The sequence below is a fragment of the Desulfobacula sp. genome (assembly GCF_021107415.1).
Map to the genome: position 1 here is coordinate 1 of NZ_JAIOSW010000289.1, position 3,174 is coordinate 3,174.

General features: G+C 41.3%; 4 protein-coding genes. All 4 read right to left on the reverse strand.

What is annotated here, in order from left to right:
- Positions 1–139: 139 nt before the first annotated feature.
- A complete protein-coding gene (locus K8S13_RS15130; protein WP_291463736.1) occupies positions 140–661 on the reverse strand; it encodes a DUF1850 domain-containing protein in 522 nt (173 codons plus the stop codon).
- 10 nt (positions 662–671) lie between these two features.
- On the reverse strand, positions 672–1,640 hold the full coding sequence (locus K8S13_RS15135; protein WP_291463738.1) for a TAXI family TRAP transporter solute-binding subunit: 969 nt from the start codon (positions 1,638–1,640) through the stop codon (positions 672–674).
- Positions 1,641–1,668: 28 nt separating this feature from the next.
- Complete coding sequence (locus K8S13_RS15140) at positions 1,669–2,097, reverse strand: hypothetical protein (protein WP_291463739.1); 429 nt, start codon at positions 2,095–2,097, stop codon at positions 1,669–1,671.
- A gap of 201 nt (positions 2,098–2,298) precedes the next feature.
- The coding region (locus K8S13_RS15145) for an ABC transporter substrate-binding protein (RefSeq protein WP_291463740.1) at positions 2,299–3,174 on the reverse strand (876 nt) is incomplete at its 5' end.

The window sequence follows — 3,174 nt, forward strand, 5'->3', positions numbered from 1 at the left end:
CATGCGGTTACTTTCATCAGGGTTTGATTGGCATCTGCCAAACCAGAACTTTCTACACAATCCTTGCCTTGAATCGTTTCAATATTTTCATCCATTGTGTTCCTCCGCATAGTTATTTACATAACTTTTATTTGTATAATTAGGGACTGCCTTTAAGGACTCGCCATGCTTGATAAAGCATGCTTCTGTTTTTTCCGGAAAATTTTACAGCCTTGTGTGGGATCGTATCTGAAAGATTATATTGCTGATTCCTCCAGATAATGGTATGATCCACTCCAGAGCTTCCCACCCTTAATATGAAATTCCCGACAGGCATGTGCATATCTTCAATCACTTCATAAATGCCCCGTTTCACCATTCGACCTACTCCGGGCATTTTTCCCATACCGGCACCAAATTTTTCATACCGTTCTTCTTCAATATAAATTTTGCCTGTTTCATCCATACTGTGTTCTTCCCAGATGGGCGAATTCTCAACCGAGTGATAATAATGAATGGTAAACCTCTCTTTTAGCTTGAGGGGCAGAGCAAGCAACAACTTTTTTTCTTTTACCAAGGTGACCTGAAGCACCAGACCGCCAGGGGTTAACCAGGCGGTCAGGATCAGCGATAAAACCAGGCCCAGCACACAAACTATAATAATTGAACCGGACCGGGTCATTTTAGCCTCCCTAAGGAATCAACCGTTCAGGTACGGCAATACCTTTTTCTTTTAAGTATTTGATGGTTCCGGGATGAAGAGGAATTAAGGAATATTTTACCGTGTTTTCAGGAGTTGTATATGCAGCGGAAGGATGAATTTTCTGTAAATAAGCGTTGTTTTCAAATAATGCTTTTACAAGCTTGTATACAAGATCCGTGTCAAGGGATTTCTGGCAGATCATCACATTCCAGACACCAATGGTCGGGACAGCTTTGTCAACACCTCGGTATATTCCTCCGGCAAGTTCCACACCGGCATAGGTGGTTTTAGAAGCAATTATTTTTTGGGTCTGTTCAGGTGTAAAAGGCAAAATATTAATCTCATGGGTGGTGGACAAATCAAGGATAGAGCTTGTACCCGGTCCCACAGACCAGACTCCGACCTTGATAGTACTGTCCCTTAAGGCATTTGCACTCTCGGTAAATGACAGGCGGCTGTCTTTGAATGATGCCTTGGGGATATCAAGAGCCTTTAATACAGCTTCTGCCATGAAGTTTGTGCCGCTGCCCGGGCTTCCGGTGCTGATATTTTTTCCCTTTACCTGTTCAATATTGGTAATGCCGCTTTTCTTAAGGGTAACCACCTGGAGCAGATTGGGATACATGATGGCCATGGAAAGAATATTATGCTTTTTACCTTTAAATTTTGACAGACCATTGTAACCGGCAACGGCAACATCGCCCATTACTTCTCCTATAACGGTTTCACCCTTGTGGGCAAGTTTAACATTTTCAACACTGGCACCGGTGACTTCTGCAACCGCTTTTACGCCTTTAACGTTTTTAGACCATATTTCAGCCACGCCGCCGCCGTAGGGATAGTAAATTCCACCGGTTCCACCGGTTCCAATACTGATAAAGGTAGTTTTTGCAACTGCGGTCCCTGTAAAAACCAGGGCAAAAAATAGAATGGACAGGATGATATGTGTTCGTTTCATCGGGCTAATCTCCTTATTTAAATTTAAATTATTTGCTCATTGTTTTAATGAAAAGATCAATTTTTCCAGGAACGTAATTCATATCCTTGACCGGATAGGTGAATTCAGCGGTATCACCTGGTTTTATCAGACCTTTTTTAGTTTTCCTGGGAAGAAGTCCCCCCACAGCCTTGCCATTTGCAAGAAAAATATTGACTTTGAACCGCTGGTCTTCATTGCTGATATTTTTGACGGCTATATTAAAATGAAGCGTATCGGCACCCTCCCATTTTTTAATAATACATGAAAAATTTTCCAAAGAGGCTTCCGGTGAAATTACCTTATTTACATCGGAATCTTTGGCACAGGAAAAAATTTCGCCCGGCTTGGGGCTTGCGGTCATACATCCGGTTATGGCAAGTATCCCTGCTGCAAAAATAAGTAATAACCATGAAAATTGAATTTTACATTGATTCATAAGACTCTCCCTTTAATAAAAATTGATGGATTTTAGTAACTCTGTGTTACGCTCTATAACAATTGCAATCATGGTGCCAAAGGGCATCTATTTTATTTATATTATTATTTCAATAGGTTAAACAGAGTCGGGAGGGAATCGAACATGGTATAAAAGGAAAGTGTGCGGTTTTAGATCGTGCTTGCGGGCGAAAATCGCACATTATCTGACAATCTGGTTGGCCATGACGAGAAGGGACATGGGAATCTGGATATTGATCTTTCTGGCGGTCTTCATATTTACTGAAATATGATAATGATCAAGGACAGAAGAGGGGATATCCGAAGGGTTCCTCCCGTTTAAAATCAGTATGGCTTTTCTGGCTGCAACTCTGCCCAGTTCATAATATTTTGGGACAAAGCCCAGCAGGACGCCGTCCTCAAGAACCATGCTCCCGACTGATGACAGGGATGGAACATTATATTCATTTACGATTCCCATGATTTTTTTCCCCAAAAATTTGATCATGGAATCTGCCGGGAGGAAAACAGCGTCAATCTTGTCTCTCATTTGGGGCAGAATTTTTAAAATATCCTGTTCCCGGGAGATCCTGTATTCTTTGAGGGAAAAGTGAAGTGTATTTTCCAACCGTTTTACATTGTTTCTTTGAATGATGGAGTTCTGTTCTTTAGGATTATAAATAATCCCCAGTTTTTTGTAATTGATGACTTTTTTTAAGGTCTTTAGCTGATGTATTGCTGATACCTTGTTGCTGGCACCAGTGGCATTGTTTTTAGAGCTTTCCCAGGAAGCAATGATTCCTGATCCCACCGGGCGACTGACAATATTAAAAACAACAGGCGTATCCTTAACCCTCAATAAAACAGCCTGGGTGGCTGTCGTGCCGAAAACATAGATGTTATCCACCGGGTTGTTTTGAATCTGTGTTATGATCTTCTGAAGTCGTTGGTTGTTTTGATCCGCATTGTATTTAGTTAATGCTATATCATAGGTACTTTTATCCAGTTCATCAATAAAGCCTTTTTCCGCAATGGTTTCACCGCGCCACATAATCATTGCAATACAGTATTCTTCTGC